We start from the raw sequence: 18,116 nt of genomic DNA, 5'->3' as shown, positions 1-18,116 counted from the left end.
CCCGGCGCACGCGGTTTATAAGAAAGAGGCGGCAGCATTGTCTACGGGTAATTTGGATTTCGAACAGTTCCGGGTCTTCCTGGAGAAAGCCTGTGGCATCCTGCTGGGCGAGAATAAGCAGTACCTGGTCTCCAGCCGTCTCAACAAGCTGATGGAGCAGCAGGGCATCAAGTCGCTGGGCGAGCTGGTGCAGCGCATCCAGACCCAGCCACGCGGTGGCTTGCGCGAGCAGGTGGTCGATGCCATGACCACCAACGAGACGCTGTGGTTTCGCGACACCTACCCGTTCGAGGTGCTCAAGAACAAGGTGATCCCGGAGTTCATCAAGAACAATCCCGGCCAGCGCCTGCGCATCTGGTCGGCGGCCTGTTCGTCCGGGCAGGAGCCGTACTCCATCTCCATGGCCATCGACGAGTTCGAACGCACCAACCTGGGCCAGTTGAAGATGGGCGCGCAGATCGTCGCCACCGACCTGTCCGGTGCCATGCTCAACAACTGCAAGACCGGCGAGTACGACAGCCTGGCCATTGCCCGCGGGCTGTCCCAGGAGCGTCTGCAGCGCTACTTCGATACCAAGGGGCCGGGGCGCTGGGCGATCAAGCCGCCGATTCGCAGCCGTGTCGAGTTTCGCTCCTACAACCTGCTCGACAGCTACGCGCCGCTGGGCAAGTTCGACATCGTGTTCTGCCGCAACGTGCTGATCTACTTCTCGGCCCAGGTCAAGAAGGACATCCTCATGCGTATCCATGGCACGCTCAAGCCCGGTGGCTATCTGTTCCTGGGCGCCTCCGAGGCGCTCAATGGCCTGCCGGACCACTACCAGATGGTGCAGTGCAGCCCAGGGATCATCTACCAGGCCAAGTGAGGCGGGTGGCAGGCGGCAACGAAAGGCCGGCATCGCGAGATGCCGGCCTTTTTCATGCCTGCGCGCTGCGGGTTCAAACATCCGCCGTCAATATTTTGTTTTGCCGCCCTGGCATCCGTTCGATTGCCGCCTGGCGGCTGCAAAGCGGAAGCACTTTGCCGCTTTTCTGGCAGCGGTGGCTCATCGTTGCTGATGCAAACCCCGAGTTCAAAGGCTTTGATCGGGTTGGCACAGCCCTTGCTATAGCTCAGACAACGCAACGCTGGTCAACCTTCGAAGGTTCCCCGACATGAGCATCAGCTTCGACAAGGCCCTTGGCATCCACGAAAAGGCATTGGGCTTCCGCGCCCAGCGCGCCGAGGTGCTGGCCAACAACATCGCCAACGCCGACACGCCGAACTACAAGGCGCGCGACATGGACTTCTCGTCAGTGCTCGCCGCCGAGTCCGACAAGCAGCAGAGCGGGCGTATCGCCCTGGATCGCACCAACAGCCGTCACATCGAGGCAGAAGGCCTGGCAATGATGGACGACACGTTGAAGTACCGCACGCCGATGCAGCCGTCGATCGACCAGAACACCGTGGACGCGCAGATCGAGCAATCGAACTACACGGAAAACGCCGTTGGCTTCCAGGCCAGCTTCACCTTGCTCAACAGTAAATTCAAAGGGCTGGTATCGGCCCTGCGCGGAGAGTGACCATGTCCCTTGCCAGTGTCTTCAATATCGCCGGTAGCGGCATGAGCGCGCAGAACACGCGCCTGAACACCGTCGCCTCGAACATCGCCAACGCCGAGACCGTCTCGTCGAGCATCGACCAGACCTACCGCGCCCGCCACCCGGTGTTCGCCACCACCTTCCAGCAGGCCCAGGCCGGCGCCGGCCAGTCGCTGTTCGAGGATCAGGGCGAGGCGGGGCAGGGGGTGCAGGTCAAGGGCATCATCGAGGACCAGAGCAACCTCGAGGCGCGCTACGAGCCGAACCACCCGGCGGCGAACAAGGACGGCTACGTCTACTACCCGAACGTCAACGTGGTCGAGGAGATGGCCGACATGATCTCCGCCAGCCGCGCGTTCCAGACCAACGCCGAGCTGATGAACACCGCCAAGAACATGATGCAGAAAGTGCTGACCCTGGGTCAGTAAGCAGGGAGCCGAAATGACTACCACCAATACCGATAACCAGGTCGGCAGCGGCTACCTGGAGTCGCTGCAAAAACCTGCCAGCAAGAACAACGGCAGCACCGGCCAGGCCGGCAGCGCGCTGGGCAAGGATGCGTTCCTGCAGTTGCTGGTGACGCAGATGAAGAACCAGAACCCGCTCGATCCCCAGGACAACGGCGAGTTCGTCGCGCAGCTGGCCCAGTTCAGCAGCCTCGAGGGCATCCAGTCGCTGAAGGAGTCGGTCGACGGCATCCTCACCGGCATCGGCTCGTCCCAGGCGCTGCAGGCCACCTCGCTGGTCGGTCGCTCGGTGATCGTGGCAAGCGACAAAGCGGTGGTCGATACCACCAAGAGCTTCAATGGCCAGGTCGTGGTGCCCTCGAACATCACCGAGGGCAAGGTCACCATCAAGGACAAGGACGGCAACGTGGTCAAGACCATTGGCCTGGGTGCGCAGAAGGCCGGTACCGCCGACTTCATCTGGGACGGCAAGAACGAGAAGGGTGAGGCGGTCGACCCGGGTACCTACACCTTCAGTGCCGAGACCAAGGTCGATGGCAAGGCCAAGACGCTGGCCACGCTGCTGCCGGCCAAGGTCAACAGCGTCAGCTTCCAGAACGGCAGCGAGATGATGCTCGACCTGGCCGGTATCGGCAAAGTCGGCATCTCCAAAGTCACCACCATCGGAATTTAACGCCGCAGAAACGGCACAAGGAGCGAGTAAATGTCTTTCAATATCGGCCTTAGCGGTCTCTATGCGGCGAACAAGGCTCTGAACGTTACCGGCAACAACATTGCCAACGTCGCCACCACCGGTTTCAAATCGTCCCGTGCCGAATTCGGCGACCAGTACTCGCAGTCCATCCGCGGCACTGCCGGCGGCAAGACCCAGGTTGGCAGCGGTGTGAAGACCATGGCGGTCTCGCAGATGTTCAACCCGGGCAACATCAACGGTACCGGCCAGGCGCTGGACATGGCCATCGACGGCAACGGTTTCTTCGCCCTGAACGACAACGGCTCGCGCATCTACACCCGTGCCGGCGCCTTCTACAGCGACAAGGAAGGCTACGTGGTCAACGCCAGTGGCGCCAACCTGCAGGGCTATCCGGTGGATGACAACGGCAAGGTCATTCCGGGCGCGCTGACCGACCTGAAGATCGACACCTCGAACCTGGCGCCGAAGCCGACCGGTCGGATCAATGAGACCGTCAACCTGAACTCCAGCGACAATGCGCCATCGGTTTCGCCGTTCGACCCGGCCACCGTCGGTAGCTACAACTACAAGTTCAACACCCCGGTGTACGACAGCCAGGGCAACGAGCACCAGATGAACCAGTACTTCGTCAAGGAAGCTGGCACCAATACCTGGAGCATGTACACCACCATCGATGGTCGTAACCCGGCCGATCCGACCCTGGCCACGCCGCTGAAGAACACCCTGCCATTCACCACTGCGGGCAAACTGAACACCGCGGCCATGACCTCCGGTACGGTCACGGGTGGCCTGACCATTGCTCCCGACAAGACCTTCACGCTCGACGCCTGGATTCCAGCCGAGAAGAATGCCGCAGGCAACTGGGTAAGCAACGGCGCGGTGATGCGCCCAGGTGGCGTGGCCCTGGACATGCTGGCCACCACGCAATACAACGCGGCCTCGGCCACTACCGCCAAGGATCAGGACGGCTATGCCACTGGTGAGCTGGCCGGCCTGACCGTCGATCAGAGCGGCAACATGTTCGCCAACTTCACCAACGGTCAGAACAAGGTCATCGGCCAGGTGGCGATTGCCAACTTCGCCAACTTGCAAGGCTTGACGCCAGTCGGCGGCACTGCCTGGAAAGAGTCCTACGCTTCGGGCGTACCGATCATCGGCGAGCCGGACACCGGCACCCTGGGTCGTATCGCCGGCAGCTCCCTGGAAGACTCCAACGTCGACCTGACCGGCGAGCTGGTCAACCTGATCAAGGCGCAGAGCAACTACCAAGCCAACGCCAAGACCATTTCCACCGAAAGCACCATCATGCAGACCATCATCCAGATGACCTGATGAGCGTGGCGTGATCGAGCCCCTGCCTGCAGGGGCTTTTTCACGTCTGGCAGAGGAGGTTGATGCCGTGAACAAGTCGATGTTCGTGGTGGCGGGCGCGTTGTTGATCGCCCTGTCGCTGCAGGCCGCGCCAGCGCCCTGGTACCAATGGCAGAGCCTGGCGACCGGGCGCTACATGTGCTCGGCCACCGATCCGGGTGAGGGGTGGAAGCGCCATTCCGGGCCCTACAACAATGGCGCCTGCCGCGCTGACTGACGCCGCGGTTGCCGCTGGCGGCAAGGATTCGCCGACAAACTGACGCTCGTGCCCGTCATCGTGCCTGAAAGCCCCGTGTTAAAGGGCTTTGTCAGTTTGGTTCGATAATTGCTTCATCCTTGCCAACGACAGCGCGGCAAGGTTCGCGTAGAGGAGATGCTGTGGACAAGATGCTTTATGTGGCCATGACCGGCGCCAGCCAGAACGCGCTGGCGCAGAAGGCCCATGCCAACAACCTGGCGAACGTTTCCACCAATGGGTTCCAGCGCGACCTGGAACAGGCGCGTTCGATGCCGGTGTTCGGCGACAGCTTTCCGGCGCGTGCCTTTGCCATGACCGAGCGCCCGGCCACCGATTTCAGCGAGGGTGCACTGGTCGAGACCGGTCGTCCGCTGGACGTGGCGGTGTCCGGCAAGGGCTTCATCGCCGTGCAGGCCCCCGATGGCAGTGAAGCCTACGTGCGCACCGGCAGCCTGAATATCGATGCCCTGGGCGTGCTGCGCGCCGGCAACGGCATGCCGGTGATCGGCAATGGCGGGCCGATCGCCATTCCGCCGGAGCAGCAGGTCGAGGTGGGCGACGACGGCACCATCAGCATTCGCGCCATGGGCGAGGACCCGCGAGTGATGGCCGAGGTCGACCGCATCAAGCTGGTCAACCCCGACATCAAGGGCCTGACCAAGGGGCCGGACGGCATGATCCACACCAGCAATGGCCAGCCGGCCGATGCCGACGTCAATGTCCGCGTGGTCTCGGGCTTCCTTGAGTCGAGCAACGTCAATGCCGTCGAGGAAATGACCTCGGTGCTGGCGTTGTCCCGTCAGTTCGAACTGCACGTCAAGATGATGAACGCGGCCAAGGAAGGCGATGAAGCCATGGCCCGTGTCTTGCAAATCGGCTAATCACATTTGAACGGGTGCCGAAAAACAGGCGCACGAGGAGAACACTAAATGCTTCCAGCTCTTTGGGTCGCGAAAACCGGCCTGTCCGCCCAGGACACCAACCTGGCCGTCATCTCCAACAACCTGGCGAACGTCTCGACCACCGGCTTCAAGCGGGATCGCGCCGAGTTCCAGGACCTGCTGTACCAGATCAAGCGCCAGCCTGGCGCCCAGTCGACCCAGGACAGCGAACTGCCTTCGGGCCTGCAGGTCGGTACCGGTGTGCGTATCGTCGGCACCCAGAAAAGCTTCGTCGCCGGCAGCCTGCAGACCACCGAGAACCCGCTGGACATGGCCGTCAACGGTCGCGGTTTCTTCCAGATCCTGCAGCCGGACGGCACCGTGAGCTACACCCGTGACGGTACCTTCCACCTGAACTCCGACGGCCAGATCGTCACCGCCAACGGCTTCGCCCTGGAACCGGCCATCGTCGTGCCGCCAGATGCGCAGACCTTCACCGTCGGCAAGGACGGCACCGTGTCGATCACCACCGTGGGTAACCCGGCGGCGCAGATTATCGGCAACATCCAGACCGCCGACTTCATCAACCCGGCCGGCTTGCAGGCCATCGGTGGCAACCTGTTCCTGGAAACCGCGGCCAGCGGTGCGCCGCAGGTCGGCACCCCGGGCCTGAACGGCTTTGGCACCACCGAGCAGCAGACCCTGGAAGCCTCCAATGTCAGCACCGTCGAGGAGCTGGTGAACATGATCACCACCCAACGCGCCTACGAGATGAACTCCAAGGTCATCTCCACCGCCGACAAGATGCTGTCGTTCGTCACCCAGCAGCTGTAAGCCCTGGCGGCTCGCCTGGCGCGGGCCGCTGACCATGCGCTCGTTGTTGCAGCGCCTGTTTCACCGTGAGGTAAGTGTCATGATGCGTTCGTTGTCCGTATTCGCCCTGGGGGGGGTGGTGTTGTTGGCCGGTTGCGTCGCGCCGACGCCCAAGCCCAACGACCCGTACTATGCGCCGGTGCTGCCGCGCACCCCGCTGCCGGCGGCGGCCAACAACGGCTCGATTTACCAGGCCGGCTTCGAGCAGAGCCTGTACACCGACCGCAAGGCGTTCCGCGTCGGCGACATCATCACCATCACCCTCAACGAGCGCACCTCGGCAAGCAAGAACGCCGGCTCGCAGATCCAGAAGAACAGCAAGGCCAACCTTGGTCTGACTTCGCTGTTCGGTACCGTGCCCAACACCAACAATCCGTTGGGCAGTGGCGACCTGACCCTGGACGCCGGCTACAGCGGTGATCGCACCACCAAGGGCGACAGCAAGGCCACCCAGGGCAACACCCTGACTGGCTCGATCACCGTCACCGTCGCCGAGGTGCTGCCCAACGGCATCATCGCCGTGCGCGGCGAGAAGTGGATGACCCTGAACACCGGTGAAGAGCTGGTGCGCATCGCCGGCCTGGTACGCGCCGACGACATCGCCACCGACAACACCGTGCCGTCCACCCGCGTGGCCGATGCGCGCATCACCTATTCGGGCACCGGCTCGTTCGCCGATGCCAGCCAGCCTGGTTGGCTGGACCGTTTCTTCATCAGCCCGCTCTGGCCTTTCTGAGTACGGATGACCATGTTCAACGCTAGGCGGTTGATTGCCGCGACCCTGCTCCTGTCCTGCGCGTTCGGTGCCCATGCCGAGCGCCTGAAGGATATCGCCAGCATTTCCGGCGTGCGCGCCAACCAGCTGATCGGCTACGGCCTGGTCGTGGGCCTCAATGGCACGGGTGACCAGACTACCCAGACGCCGTTCACCCTGCAGACCTTCAACAACATGCTCTCGCAGTTTGGTATCAAGGTGCCGGCAGGCTCGGGCAACGTGCAGTTGAAGAACGTCGCCGCGGTGTCGGTGCACGCCGACCTGCCGCCTTTCGCCAAGCCTGGCCAGGTGGTCGATATCACCGTGTCGTCCATCGGCAACTCCAAGAGCCTGCGCGGCGGCAGCTTGCTGATGACGCCGCTCAAGGGCATCGACGGCAACGTCTACGCCATTGCCCAGGGCAACCTGGTGGTGGGGGGCTTCGATGCCGAAGGTCGCGATGGCTCGAAGATCACCGTCAACGTTCCGTCGGCCGGTCGCATTCCCGGTGGCGCCTCTGTCGAGCGCGCGGTGCCGAGCGGCTTCAATCAGGGCAACAGCCTGACCCTGAACCTCAATCGCCCGGACTTCACCACCGCCAAGCGCATCGTCGACAAGGTCAACGAACTGCTTGGCCCAGGTGTCGCCCAGGCGGTCGATGGCGGCTCGGTGCGGGTAACGGCGCCGATGGACCCAAGCCAGCGCGTCGACTACCTGTCGATCCTGGAGAACCTCGAGATCGATCCGGGCCAGGCGGTGGCCAAGGTCATCATCAACTCGCGCACCGGTACCATCGTCATCGGCCAGAACGTCAAGGTGTCGCCGGCGGCAGTGACCCACGGCAGCCTGACCGTGACCATCACCGAAGACCCGATCGTCAGCCAGCCGGGGCCGTTCTCCAATGGCCAGACCGCGGTGGTGCCGCGTTCGCGGGTCAATGCCGAGCAGGAAGCCAAGCCGATGTTCAAGTTCGGCCCGGGCACCACGCTGGATGAGATCGTCCGCGCGGTGAACCAGGTCGGCGCGGCGCCCAGCGACCTGATGGCGATCCTCGAAGCCCTGAAGCAGGCCGGCGCGTTGCAAGCCGACCTGATCGTGATCTGAGGCCGCCTGGGATGAATCCGAAGAGCCTGATTTCCAGCCCCGCCGACAGTGGCGCCTTCACCGATCTCAATCGCTTGAGCTCGCTCAAGCATGGTGATCGTGACGGCGAGGGCAACATTCGCAAGGTGGCCCAGGAATTCGAATCGTTGTTCGTCAGCGAGATGCTCAAGGCCTCGCGCAAGGCCAGTGACGTGCTGGCCGACGAAGAAAACCCGATGAACAGCGACACCACCAAGCAGTACCGCGACATGTACGACCAGCAGCTGGCGGTGAGCATGTCCCGCGAGGGCGGCGGTATCGGTCTGCAGGACGTGCTGGTGCGTCAGCTGAGCAAGAGCAAGGGTGGCGGCGTCAACAACAGCCCGTTCCCGCGTATCGACGGCCCGGCGCCGGCACTATGGGGTGGTGGTCGCGTGGCCCAGCCGGTGCGCGGCGAGCAGGCCGCGGCCGGGCGCAACGATGTGGCGGCGCTCAACTCGCGGCGCCTGGCCTTGCCGGGCAAGCTCACCGATCGCCTGCTGGCCGGTATCGTGCCGTCGGCGGCGGGCGCCAATGGCGATGCCGCCTTGCCCCAGCGCAGCGGGCCGTCGCTGGCCGGTGTCGCCCGGGGCGACTGGCAGCCCGCGCAGACCTACGCCGCGCCACAGGCGCGCGAAGGCATGCGTATTCTCGGCCGGGCCGTGGCCCAGCCGCCGCTGGCGCCGAACAAGGCGTTCAGTGACAGCGACGCGTTCGTTGCCACCATGCTGCCGATGGCCGAGCAGGCGGCCAAGCGCATCGGCATCGACCCACGCTACCTGGTAGCCCAGGCGGCGCTGGAAACCGGTTGGGGCAAGTCGGTCATGCGCAACCCCGATGGCAGCAGCAGCCACAACCTGTTCGGCATCAAGGCCACCGGCAACTGGCAGGGCGGCGAGGCGAGGGCGATCACCAGCGAGTTCCGTGGCGGTCAGTTCGTCAAGGAGACGGCGGCGTTCCGTTCCTACGACTCGTACCAGGACAGCTTCCACGACCTGGTCAGCCTGTTGCAGAACAACAGCCGCTATAAAGATGCCGTCGGCTCGGCCGATAAACCGGAACAGTTTGCAAGAGAGCTGCAGAAGGCTGGCTACGCCACCGATCCGGACTATGCCCGCAAGATCATCAGCATCGCCCGGCAACTGCAGCCGACCCAGGAATACGCCATGGCTGGCACTACCACGAATCTATAAGGATTGAACCATGTCTAACCTGATCTCGATCGGGCTGTCCGGCCTGAATGCCAGCCAGACCGCGTTGGCCATCACCGGTAACAACATCGCCAACGCGGCGGTTTCCGGCTATTCGCGGCAGCAAACCATCCAGACCACTGGCCCGTCGCACAACATCGGCACGGGTTTCGTCGGCACGGGCACCACGTTGTCGGATGTGCGTCGCATCTACAACGCCTACCTGGACAACCAGCTGCAGACCGCGACTTCGCTGAATACCGATGCGGCCGCGTTCCAGGATCAGATCACGGGTATCGACAAACTGCTGGCCGAAAGCGACACCGGTATCAGCTCGGTGCTGACCGCCTTCTTCTCGGCGTTGCAGACCGCCTCGGCCAAGCCCAGCGACATGGCTTCGCGCCAGTTGTTGCTGACCCAGGCGCAGACCTTGAGCAACCGCTTCAATGCCATCTCCAGCCAGATGAGCAAGCAGAACGACAGCATCAACAGCCAGCTCGAAACGCTGTCGGGCCAGGTCAACAAGCTGACCTCGAGCATCGCCGACCTCAACAAGCAGATCACCCAGCTATCGGCTTCCGGCGCTTCGCCGAACAACCTGCTGGATGCGCGCAGCGAAGCGGTGCGCCAGCTCAATGAGCTGGTCGGCGTCACCGTGCAGGAGCGTGACGGCAACTACGACGTCTACATGGGTAACGGCCAGTCGCTGGTTACCGGTAACCGCGCCAATACCCTGACCGCCGTGCCGAGCACCAGCGATCAGGGCCAGTACAGCCTGCAGATCAACTACCCATCGTTCTCCTCGGACGTCACTTCGGTGGTCAGTGGTGGCCAGCTCGGCGGCCTGCTGCGCTACCGTGACGATGTGCTCAATCCGTCGATGAACGAGCTGGGGCGTGTCGCCCTGGTGGTGGCCGACAGCATCAACAGCCAGCTGGGGCAGGGTCTGGACGCCAATGGCCAGTTCGGCAGCGCGCTGTTCTCCAGCATCAACAGCGCTGCCGCGCTCAGCCAGCGCAGCCTGGCTTCGGCGAACAACAGCGCGGGCTCCGGCAACCTGGATGTGACCATCGCCAACAGCGGTGCGCTCACCACCTACGATTACGAAGTCAAGTTCACTGGCCCCAACCAGTACAGCGTGCGTCGTTCCGATGGCACCGACATGGGCAACTTCGACCTGACCACCACGCCACCGCCGGTCATTGATGGTTTCACCCTCAATCTCAACGGTGGCGGCCTGGCCGCTGGCGACAGCTTCAAGATCAGCCCGACCCGCACTGCGGCGGGCTCGATCAATACCGTGCTCACCGATGCCAACAAACTGTCGTTCGCCGGTCCGATCAATGGCATCGTCGGTGGTGGCAACACCGGTACCGGGACCATTACCCAGCCTAACCTGGGGGCAAAACTGGATATCTACGGCGGTGCCGACACCGCGTTGATCCAGGATTCGATCAAGCATTCGATGCCAGTGCGCATGGTGTTCGGGGCCGCCAGCGGCGGTACCCAGGGCTATACCCTGTTCGATGCCAAAGGCAGTCCCATTGGCACCGGCACCATCGTGCCTGGCCAGGACAACAAGCTGACCATCAATGTGCCGATGCGCGACGCCAGCGGCGCGCCGATCCTCGATGGCAGCGGCAATCCGCGTACCTTCGCCGTTGAAACCACTGTCGGTGGCAGCCCGGCCACCGATGACAGCTTCTCCTTCGGCTTCAATGCCGATGGCAAGTCCGACAACCGCAACGCCCAGGCGCTGCTCGGCCTGCAGACCAAGTCCACGGTCGGGGTGAATTCCGGCGGCGGCTCCAGTTTCACATCGGCCTATGCCTCGCTGGTCGAGCGGGTCGGTGCCAAGGCCAACCAGGCCAAAATCGATACCGTTGCGACCAAGGCCGTGCTCGATTCGGCCAAGGAGAGCCGCAACGGGGTTTCCGGTGTCAACCTGGATGACGAGGCGGCCAACCTCATCAAGTTCCAGCACTACTACACCGCGTCGTCGCAGATCATCAAAGCGGCGCAAGAAACCTTCAGCATCCTGATCAACGCTTTGTAAGGAGTAGCCATCGTGCGTATTTCCACCGCTCAGTTCTATGAGTCGAGCGCCAGCAGCTACACCAAGAACTTCGCCGACCTGATGAAGAGCAAGACCCAGATCGACAGCGGCGTGCGTATCCAGACCGCCGCCGATGATCCGGTCGGTGCCGCGCGCCTGTTGCTGCTGCAGCAGCAGCAGGCCCTGCTCAAGCAATACGACGGCAACATGACCACGGTGAACAACTCGCTGCTGCAGGAAGAGAGCGTGCTGGCCACCATCAACGACGCCATGCAGCGTGCCAGCGAGCTGGCCCTGCGTGCCGGTGGCGCTGGCGTGACCGATGCCGACCGCGTATCCATCAGCGGCGAGCTGAAAGAGATCGAGGCCAACATCTTCGGCCTGCTCAATTCGCGTGATGCCAACGGCGACTACATGTTCGGCGGCACCAAGACCTCGTCGCCGCCCTACGTGCGCAATGCCGACGGCACCTACAGCTACCAGGGCGACCAGACCCAGCTGAGCCTGCAAGTGTCCGACACCCTGAGCCTGGCCACCAACGACACCGGCTTCAGCATCTTCGATTCGGCCAAGAACAAGAGTCGCACCGAGTCCACCCTGGTAGCGCCGCCGGTCGATGATGGCAAGGTCGCGCTGTCGCCCGGCCTGCTGACTTCGAACAACAGCTTCAACAGCAGCTTCACCGCAGGCCAGCCGTACAAGATCACCTTCACCAGCGCCACCCAGTACAAGGTGACCGATGCCCTGGGCAACGACATCACCGCCGAGACGCCAACCAACGGTACCTTCGACAGCAAGACCGAAGGCGGCAACCGCATCGCCCTGCGCGGTGTCGAGTTCGAAGTCACGGTTGCGCTGAAGGAAGGCGACGACGCCGATGCCGTCTTGGCTGGCCGCGAGTTCAGCGTGCAGGCGCGCCCTGATTCGCTGACCGCCGTGCGTGGTGCCGGCAACTCGTCCAGTGCCCAGGTCACCAGCAGTGCCGTGACCGATCAGGCCGCCTATCGCAGCACCTTCCCGAGCAACGGCGCGGTGATCAAGTTCACCGGTGCCAACACCTACGAGTTCTATGCCCAGCCCTTGACCGCCGACAGCAAGCCGGTGGCCAGCGGGACCTTCACCGCGCCGTCGTTGACCGTGGCCGGGGTGACCTACCAGGTGTCGGGTGCGCCGCAGGCTGGCGATCAGTTCGCGGTCAACGCCAACAATCACCAGAACCAGAGTGTGCTGGAAACCCTCAGCCAGCTGCGTTCGGCGCTGGATGCGCCGCCCGGCACCGCTGGTGACAACGTCGCGATCAAGAACGCCGTCGCCTCGGCTGTGGCCAATCTGGCCAGTGCCCGCGAGCAGGTCGATATCACCCGTGGTTCGATCGGCGCGCGGGGTAACTCGCTCGACATCCAGCGCCAGGAGAACACCAGCCTGACCACGGCCAACAAGGTCACCCAGGACGCCATCGGCAATACTGACATGGCCGATGCCTCGATCATGTTGACCCTGCAGCAGGCCATGCTGGAGGCGTCGCAGCTGGCGTTCTCGCGGATTTCCCAACTGAGCCTGTTCAACAAGCTCTGATCGCGTTTGCGTCAAAAAGCCCCGGTCAGCAGTGTGCTGCCGGGGCTTTTTTGTGTCTGTTGCGCGGCGCCGCAGTGGTTTTCGCGATAAATGAGTGTGACCAATGGGTCAAATCGTGCATCTTCCCTGTATTCTATGCGGCAGCTGCTGCAGCATTTTGTTACCGGTGTGCGAGCGACAGCCTGGTGTCGGCCTGTCTCGGCCGCGGTGGCTTCGACCCGGTATTGGCGCCCTCAATTCATCGAGTGGTGGTCTTTGGCTGTTTTCATTGGGAAGCCAGAATGATTGGCATCAAAAGCATTGCGAGTTATGTGCCCACCGCTGGCCTGGACAACTACGTCCAGGGTGCGAAGTTCGGCAAGGACGAAGCGTTCATGTTCGGCAAGATCGGCGCCTCGTTCCTGCCGCGCAAGGCCGAAGAGCAGGAAACCTCCGACCTGTGCGTCGAGGCCGCCCGGGCCCTGTTCGCCAACAACCCCGAGCTTGACCCGCAGTCGATCGACGTGCTGATCGTGGTCACCCAGAACGGTGACGAAGAAGGGCTGCCGCACACGGCGGCAATCGTCCAGGACAAGCTGGGCCTGTCCACCCGCGTGGCGGCCTTCGATGTGTCGCTGGGCTGCTCCGGCTATGTCTACGGCCTGTATGCGATCAAAGGCTTCATGCAGGCGGCCGGGCTGAAGAACGGCCTGCTGATCACCGCCGACCCGTATTCGAAGATCGTCGATCCGGAAGACCGCAACACCACCATGCTGTTCGGCGATGCCGCCACCGCTACCTGGATGGGCGAGAACGCCGTCTGGCAGCTGGGCGAGGCGCGCTTCGGCACCGACGGTTCCGGTGCCGAGCACCTGAAGGTCAGCGATGGCACCTTCTTCATGAACGGTCGCCAGGTGTTCAACTTCGCCCTGGTCAAGGTGCCGGCGCACCTGCACGAGCTGCTCGAGGCCAGTGGCTTGCAGTCGGCGGACATCGACGCGTTCTGCATCCACCAGGGCAGTGCCGCCATTGTCGATGCCGTGGCGCGCCGCTTTGAGGAGCAGCACCCGGAGAAATTCGTCAAGGACATGCTCGAGACTGGCAATACCGTGTCGTCCAGCGTGCCGTTGCTGTTGCAGAAGCACATGCTCGACAGCAGCTGGAAGCGCGTGGCCATCAGTGGATTTGGTGTCGGCTTGTCGTGGGGCTCGGCGATCCTGTATCGGGCTTGACCTGCATCCTGTTCAAAAAAACGCCTGGCGTACCCCGCCAGGCGTTTTTTTATGCATTAACCCCCTGATTTTGTAGGGGTGGCGGGGTGATGGCATTTTTTTTTTGAAAATGCCCTCAAGCAACCCCCGCAAACGACGATAACCATTACGAAGGTTCTCTAGGCCATACCCGGCGGATGCCAGGGCCGGAAGCCGCAGTACCCATCCAACGAGGATTTCGTCATGGCTTTAACTGTAAACACCAACATTGCTTCGGTTACTACTCAGGTTAACCTGAACAAGGCCAGCACTGCCCAGACCACTTCGATGCAGCGCCTGTCTTCCGGCCTGCGCATCAACAGCGCCAAAGACGACGCTGCCGGCCTGCAGATCGCCAACCGTCTGACCAGCCAGATCAACGGCCTGGGCCAGGCAGTCAAGAACGCCAACGACGGTATCTCGATCGCCCAGACCGCCGAAGGCGCCATGCAGGCTTCGACCGACATCCTGCAGAAAATGCGTACCCTGGCCCTGTCCTCGGCCACTGGCTCCCTGAGCGCCGACGACCGTAAGTCGAACAACGACGAATACCAGGCTCTGACCGCCGAGCTGAACCGTATTTCCGCTACCACCACCTTCGGTGGCCAGAAGCTGCTGGACGGTTCGTACGGCACCAAGGCCATCCAGGTCGGCGCCAACGCCAACGAAACCATCAACCTGACTCTGGAAAACGTTGCTGCCAGCAACATCGGTTCCCAGCAGATCAAGAGCGTCGCCATCACCCCTAACGACACTGGCGTCAAGGCTGGTACCATCACCGTTACCGGTAACGGCCAGACCAAAGACGTAACCGTCGCTGCTGGTGATTCGGCCAAGAAGATCGCTGCCAACATGAACGGCGCCATCGGTGGCCTGACCGCTACCGCCAGCACCGAAGTCAAGCTGGAAGTGGATAAAGCCGCTATCGCTGCTTCCACTACCAAGTCGGCTAACTTCACTCTGGATGTTGGTGGCCAGTCGGTCAAGATCGTTGGTGCTACCGATACTGCAGGTCTGGCTGACCAGCTCAAGTCCAACGCTGCCAAGCTGGGCATCAGCGTCAACTATGACGAGTCGAACGGTGCGCTGTCGATCAAATCCGATACTGGTGAGAACATCACGTTCAAAAGCAGCGATGCCGGTGCTAAAGATGGCATCAAGGTTAACACCCGTGACGGCGCTGGTAACTACGCTGCCGCTGGCACCGCTCTGGATGATACCAAAGACATCATCGCCACTGGCGCTGTGTCCCTGGACTCCGCCAAGGGCTACGCTCTGAACGGTGCTGGTGTTGATAGTCTGTTCGCTGCTGCTGGTACCACCGCAGCCACTTCGACCAAAACCACCATCTCCAACACCGACGTCACCGACGCTACCAAGGCCCAAAACGCCCTGGCCGTCATCGACAAGGCCATTGGTTCGATCGACAGCGTCCGTTCTGGCCTGGGTGCTACCCAGAACCGTCTGACCACCACCGTCGACAACCTGCAGAACATCCAGAAGAACTCCACCGCTGCCCGTTCCACCGTGCAGGACGTGGACTTCGCTTCGGAAACTGCTGAGCTGACCAAGCAGCAGACCCTGCAGCAGGCTTCGACCGCGATCCTGTCGCAGGCTAACCAGCTGCCTTCCTCGGTCCTGAAACTGCTTCAGTAATTCAGGCGCCTGAGTAAGAGGTGGAAGGGCGCGTTTACGTGCCCTTTCGCCTTTTTGACATGAGGAGTTCGAAGCATGGACATGAGTGTCAAGCTGAACCAGGTGTATCCTGCGGTGCCGCCCCAGGCGGTAGCTGTTGTGAAGGAGCCACTGGCGCCTGCCAAGGTGCAGGAGGCAGCGGCTGCGGATGACAAGCCGCATACCCGCGAAGACCTGGAAAAGGCGGTTGGCGAAATCCGTGATTTCGTCCAGTCGAGCCAGCGCAAGCTGGATTTTTCCATTGATGATTCCACCGGCCGGGTCGTGGTCAAGGTGATCGCCACCGAATCGGGTGACGTGATTCGCCAACTCCCGTCGGAAACCGCGCTGAAGCTGGCACAAAGCCTCAGCGAAGCCGGCAGCCTGCTGTTCGACGGCAAGGCATAGGCTGGCATGATTTTTGTTGCTGTCGAACCTTTGAGGGATTTTTCCGCCAAGGATCCGGCAGCCACTGAACAAGGAGAGCAATGATGGCAGGTACAACAGTCAGCGGTATCGGATCGGGCATCGATACCCAGGCGATTGTGAAGTCCCTGGTGGACGCGCAGAAGGCGCCGAAGCAGGCACAGATCAATACCCAGACACTGAAGGCAACCACCACGTTGTCCTCTATCGGCAAGATCCAGGCGGCGCTGGACGCCTTCCGTGGCGCCTTGACCAGCATGACCAACGACAATAGCTTCGGTGGTCTGGCACTGAAGTCCTCGGACGAGAAGGTCGCGACCATTACCGCAGGGGCGGGGGCAGCCAACGGCTCGTTCAACCTGCAGGTGGAGCAACTGGCCTCTGCCTCCAAGGTCTCCACCAAGGTATACGCTGGTGGGGCGAATAGCGTGGTCAATGCTGGTACTTCCGCGACCACGTTGACCATCACCCAGAATGGCAAGGCCCATGACGTGAGCATTCCACCGGGGGCCACGTTGCAGCAAGTGCGTGAGGCCATCAACAGCCAGTTCGGGACTGCGGGGTTGAGCGCCAACGTTCTGACCGATGCCTCGGGTTCGCGTCTGGTGATCACATCCAACAAGATGGGTGTAGGGTCCGATATCACCTTGTCGGGTAACTCCGGCATTGATACGGGCTACACCGTTGTCGATGAGCCCAAGAATGCCAAGTACAAGCTCGATGGCATTGCCATGGAGTCCAAGAGCAACGACATCAGTGATGCGGTCAGTGGCTTGAACATCAAGCTGGTCGGGGTCTCAGCCAAGGAAAAGGACGGCACCGATCTCGTCAAGACCACGCTGTCGCTGACCACCAGCGCCACCGCGCTGAAGTCGGGCCTGAAGGGGTTCATCGACAGCTATAACGCCTTGATGAAGGTCATCAATGCGGAAACCCGCGTGACCAAGAACGCCGATGGCACCATGACGCCGGCAGCGCTGACCGGTGATGCCTCGATGCGCGCCTTGATGTCCTCGATCCGCGAAGAAATGAACGCGCTGTCCGGCAATGGCACCATGAAGTCGCTGGCCGCGTTCGGCGTCACCTCGTCCCAGGACGGTGGCCTGCTGAGCCTGGACGACAAGAAGTGGGACAAGGCCGCGGCCACCAATGCCGCTGACCTGACCAGCATCTTCAATGGCAAGGACGGCATGCTCGCGCGTCTGCAGAAGGTCACCGAGCCCTACGCCAAGGCCAGCACCGGCACCCTCGCCGAGCGCTCCAAGACGCTGTCCGAGAGCCTGACCAAGCTAAAGACCGAGCAGGATACCCTGGATGCCCGCATGGAAGCCCTGCGCATCAGCCTGCAGGACAAGTACAACAACATGGATACCCTGGTCACCCAGCTGCGTCAGCAGCAGAACAACGTGCTGGGCACGCTCAACGCGCTGAACAACGCCAAGAGCGACAAATAATCCGTGAAGGTTGCATGAAGTCCGGGCATGATGCCCGGCTTCATGTCATCGGCCGGTAAAGTTTTTTGCCGCCGGCCCGATACAGGGACTATCGAACCTACCGTTTTTGCCCGTTACGAGGTCGCAAGATGAACCCCATGAGAGCCCTTCGTCAGTACCAGAAGGTCAATTCCCATGCCCAGATTTCCGAAGCAACGCCCCATCGCTTGGTGCAGATGCTGATGGAGGGTGGGCTCGATCGCATGGCCCAGGCCAAAGGTGCGCTGGCCCGTGGCGACATCGCCGAGAAAGGCCTGATGCTGGGCAAGGCGATCGATATCATCATCGGCCTGAACGATGGCCTCGATGCGCAGAAGAGCCAGGATCCGGCCTACATCGAGCAGCTGTCGAGCCTGTACGCCTACATGACCAATCGCCTGATGCAGGCCAATATCGACAACGACCCGGCGATCATCGACGAGGTCGCGCAATTGCTGATCACCGTGAAAAGCGGCTGGGATGCGATTGCCGATGCACAGCCAAACGGCTGAGG

Annotated in this window: 18 protein-coding genes; all 18 read left to right on the top strand. The window is 62.2% G+C overall.

Annotation, left to right across the window (positions count from 1 at the left end; translation table 11 throughout):
* The first annotated feature begins 37 nt into the window (after window positions 1-37).
* The 18 genes from cheR (at window position 38) to fliS (ending at window position 18,114) form a co-directional block, all read left to right on the top strand.
* On the top strand, window positions 38-865 hold the full coding sequence (gene cheR / locus HU772_RS17325; protein ID WP_110605516.1) for a protein-glutamate O-methyltransferase CheR: 828 nt from the start codon (window positions 38-40) through the stop codon (window positions 863-865).
* Window positions 866-1,154: 289 nt separating this feature from the next.
* Window positions 1,155-1,562, top strand: coding sequence for a flagellar basal body rod protein FlgB (gene flgB, locus HU772_RS17320; protein ID WP_186660886.1), 408 nt, complete (start codon window positions 1,155-1,157; stop codon window positions 1,560-1,562).
* A 2-nt stretch (window positions 1,563-1,564) separates the two neighbouring features.
* The gene (gene flgC, locus HU772_RS17315; protein ID WP_104445064.1) at window positions 1,565-2,008 is read left to right on the top strand and encodes a flagellar basal body rod protein FlgC; all 444 of its coding nucleotides are present in this window, start codon (window positions 1,565-1,567) and stop codon (window positions 2,006-2,008) included.
* 13 nt (window positions 2,009-2,021) lie between these two features.
* Window positions 2,022-2,720, top strand: coding sequence for a flagellar hook assembly protein FlgD (gene flgD, locus HU772_RS17310; RefSeq protein WP_186660885.1), 699 nt, complete (start codon window positions 2,022-2,024; stop codon window positions 2,718-2,720).
* A 30-nt stretch (window positions 2,721-2,750) separates the two neighbouring features.
* On the top strand, window positions 2,751-4,073 hold the full coding sequence (gene flgE / locus HU772_RS17305; RefSeq protein WP_186660883.1) for a flagellar hook protein FlgE: 1,323 nt from the start codon (window positions 2,751-2,753) through the stop codon (window positions 4,071-4,073).
* Window positions 4,074-4,140: 67 nt separating this feature from the next.
* A complete protein-coding gene (locus HU772_RS17300; RefSeq protein ID WP_186660918.1) occupies window positions 4,141-4,329 on the top strand; it encodes a hypothetical protein in 189 nt (62 codons plus the stop codon).
* A gap of 161 nt (window positions 4,330-4,490) precedes the next feature.
* The gene (gene flgF / locus HU772_RS17295) at window positions 4,491-5,231 is read left to right on the top strand and encodes a flagellar basal-body rod protein FlgF (protein WP_186660882.1); all 741 of its coding nucleotides are present in this window, start codon (window positions 4,491-4,493) and stop codon (window positions 5,229-5,231) included.
* 48 nt (window positions 5,232-5,279) lie between these two features.
* Window positions 5,280-6,065 (top strand): flagellar basal-body rod protein FlgG, encoded by a 786-nt coding sequence (gene flgG / locus HU772_RS17290; protein ID WP_186660880.1) that lies wholly within the window; start codon window positions 5,280-5,282, stop codon window positions 6,063-6,065.
* Window positions 6,066-6,144: 79 nt separating this feature from the next.
* Window positions 6,145-6,840 carry a flagellar basal body L-ring protein FlgH gene (flgH, locus tag HU772_RS17285; protein ID WP_186660878.1) on the top strand — a complete coding sequence of 232 codons (696 nt, stop codon included), beginning with the start codon at window positions 6,145-6,147 and terminating at the stop codon, window positions 6,838-6,840.
* 12 nt (window positions 6,841-6,852) lie between these two features.
* Entirely contained in the window at window positions 6,853-7,962 is a 1,110-nt protein-coding gene (locus tag HU772_RS17280; protein ID WP_437182445.1) for a flagellar basal body P-ring protein FlgI, read from the top strand.
* 11 nt (window positions 7,963-7,973) lie between these two features.
* Window positions 7,974-9,173 carry a flagellar assembly peptidoglycan hydrolase FlgJ gene (gene flgJ / locus HU772_RS17275; protein WP_186660874.1) on the top strand — a complete coding sequence of 400 codons (1,200 nt, stop codon included), beginning with the start codon at window positions 7,974-7,976 and terminating at the stop codon, window positions 9,171-9,173.
* Window positions 9,174-9,183: 10 nt separating this feature from the next.
* Window positions 9,184-11,226, top strand: coding sequence for a flagellar hook-associated protein FlgK (flgK, locus tag HU772_RS17270; RefSeq protein WP_186660872.1), 2,043 nt, complete (start codon window positions 9,184-9,186; stop codon window positions 11,224-11,226).
* Between the two features lie 12 nt (window positions 11,227-11,238).
* Window positions 11,239-12,801, top strand: a complete 1,563-nt coding sequence (locus tag HU772_RS17265) for a flagellar hook-associated protein 3 (protein WP_186660870.1) — start codon at window positions 11,239-11,241, stop codon at window positions 12,799-12,801.
* A gap of 281 nt (window positions 12,802-13,082) precedes the next feature.
* The gene (locus HU772_RS17260) at window positions 13,083-14,012 is read left to right on the top strand and encodes a ketoacyl-ACP synthase III (protein ID WP_186660868.1); all 930 of its coding nucleotides are present in this window, start codon (window positions 13,083-13,085) and stop codon (window positions 14,010-14,012) included.
* 222 nt (window positions 14,013-14,234) lie between these two features.
* On the top strand, window positions 14,235-15,686 hold the full coding sequence (locus HU772_RS17255; RefSeq protein WP_186660866.1) for a flagellin N-terminal helical domain-containing protein: 1,452 nt from the start codon (window positions 14,235-14,237) through the stop codon (window positions 15,684-15,686).
* 75 nt (window positions 15,687-15,761) lie between these two features.
* A complete protein-coding gene (locus HU772_RS17250) occupies window positions 15,762-16,112 on the top strand; it encodes a flagellar protein FlaG (RefSeq protein ID WP_186660864.1) in 351 nt (116 codons plus the stop codon).
* Window positions 16,113-16,195: 83 nt separating this feature from the next.
* Entirely contained in the window at window positions 16,196-17,584 is a 1,389-nt protein-coding gene (fliD, locus tag HU772_RS17245; RefSeq protein WP_186660862.1) for a flagellar filament capping protein FliD, read from the top strand.
* A 128-nt stretch (window positions 17,585-17,712) separates the two neighbouring features.
* Window positions 17,713-18,114 (top strand): flagellar export chaperone FliS, encoded by a 402-nt coding sequence (gene fliS / locus HU772_RS17240; protein ID WP_186660860.1) that lies wholly within the window; start codon window positions 17,713-17,715, stop codon window positions 18,112-18,114.
* Window positions 18,115-18,116: the final 2 nt, after the last annotated feature.

Source organism: Pseudomonas xantholysinigenes (assembly GCF_014268885.2).
GTDB classification, from domain to species: domain Bacteria; phylum Pseudomonadota; class Gammaproteobacteria; order Pseudomonadales; family Pseudomonadaceae; genus Aquipseudomonas; species Aquipseudomonas xantholysinigenes.
This window is presented reverse-complemented; position numbering and strand designations above follow the sequence as displayed.